Origin of the sequence: Streptomyces corynorhini (genome assembly GCF_003346515.1) — a bacterium.
GTDB classification, from domain to species: domain Bacteria; phylum Actinomycetota; class Actinomycetes; order Streptomycetales; family Streptomycetaceae; genus Streptomyces; species Streptomyces corynorhini.
The window spans coordinates 1-1,545 of record NZ_QQNA01000241.1; the positions used below are offsets into that span (position 1 = coordinate 1).

Sequence of the window (1,545 nt, forward strand, 5' to 3'; positions counted from 1 at the left end):
GTCGCCGATGTCGGGCTCGCCGAACTGCCGGCGCTGGCCGCGCTGCGCGACCGGCTGACCCTCCACGAACAGCGGCCGGGCGGCTGGCAGGTGTGGCGTCACCCCGGCGAGCCCGACATCGGCGACATGGGCGCGCTGGCCCGCGCGATGGGATCGCCGGTCCTCTCCGGCTTCGTCATGGCGGGCGAGTGCGTGGCGGTGGAGGGCGCGGCGCCGCGCGGCGGCTCCTGGTACGCCTGCCTGGGACAGGAGCCGATGGCCCGCCACCTCGCCGTGAGCGGCCTGCTCCTGGAGGAGCTGTTCCTCCCGGCGCGGGACGCGGCGCGGCGGGCCGTCGAATGGGCCGTGGAGGCGGGCGCCACGGTCGATCCGGGCGGGCTGCTCGACGTGCTGCACGTGCCGCGGCCGGAATCCGGCGCCGAGGAGCTGTTCTCCCGGCTCCTCGACGGCCTCGGGATCCCCGCCTTCCCGGCGGTACAGGACCGGACCGGTACGGGGTGAGGTGACCCCGCCCCGTACACCCCGTTCAACTGCCGTCTATGTCGGGTCTGTCCATGGTCTACGCGCGATGCGCGCGTGACGTTTTCCGGCCCTTTGGCGCAGTAGTGGTCAGTACCGGTCAGTACTGACCAGTACGGGTCCGCGACAGGAGACGTGCGCATGAGCCTGGTGAAGCTGATCGACCAAGCCGATGAGCGAGGGCTCGCCGCGAGCGGGCTGGCCTGCCTCGAACGCTGTCTGCCGCTGCCGGTCGAGAACGCCGACGTCTTCCGGCCACTGTGGGCGGGCATCGGCAGCGGCGGCCAGGAGTGGCCCGGCCGACTCGCCGCCGCCCGGCTCGCCCTCGACCAGGTCGTCGCCGCGCGGAAGGCCCCCGGCGCCGACGCGGACCCGACCGCCCCCGACGTCACCGCCGCGCTCGTCACGACCCTGCTCGGCTCCGCCCCCGGGCAGTGGGCGGCGGGGCCGCTGCGCACCTGGGCCGACACCTGCTCCGTCGTCGCGCTGGAGGTCCACCAGAAGCTCGACGCGGTCGGCGACGAGAGCGGCGCCCCGGCCGCCGCCGAACGCCTGAGCCGCTGCCGCGAGGACGCGGCAGCCGTACCGGACGCGGTGGAGGGCGCCGAGACCGGCGACGCCGTCGGCGTCGGTCCGCTGCTCGCCGGTGAACTGCGCCGCCAGATCCGCATCCTGGAGATCCTCGCCGAGACGGACGGCCCCGCCGGGCTGCGCCTGGCCATGGACCTGTCCACGGAGGGCCGGCGGGTACTGCGCGCGGTGGTCGCGCGCCGCGCCAGAGCCCGCGGCTGAGACCCGCGCGGCCGGACCCCGGCGCCGGACGTCGACGTCGGACCCCAGCTTCGGGCCTCGGCGCCGAGTGCCCTGCGGCGCGGGCGCGGGCGCGGGTGCGGGCGCGGGCCACGGAGACCGAAGGTGACATGCCGTCACTCCGGCGCTCCCGCCCGCGCGGGACGACCGGACGTACGGCGGTCCGCGCCGCCGGTACGGGCGCTCGCACCCGCCCCCGTTATGTTTTTCGCGGTC

At 76.1% G+C, this 1,545-nt stretch carries 2 protein-coding genes; both read left to right on the top strand.

Going from position 1 to position 1,545, the window contains the following annotated elements; translation table 11 throughout:
* Positions 1–501: hypothetical protein (locus DVH02_RS35280; RefSeq protein WP_114626357.1), on the top strand; the 501-nt coding region annotated here is incomplete at its 5' end.
* Positions 502–660: 159 nt separating this feature from the next.
* A complete protein-coding gene (locus tag DVH02_RS26390; RefSeq protein WP_114626358.1) occupies positions 661–1,311 on the top strand; it encodes a hypothetical protein in 651 nt (216 codons plus the stop codon).
* Positions 1,312–1,545 lie beyond the last annotated feature (234 nt).

What these genes read in the sequence shown, in the direction of transcription:
- DVH02_RS26390 (WP_114626358.1), top strand. Translation starts at nt 661, where the DNA reads ATGAGCCTGGTGAAGCTGATCGACCAAGCCGATGAGCGAGGGCTCGCC.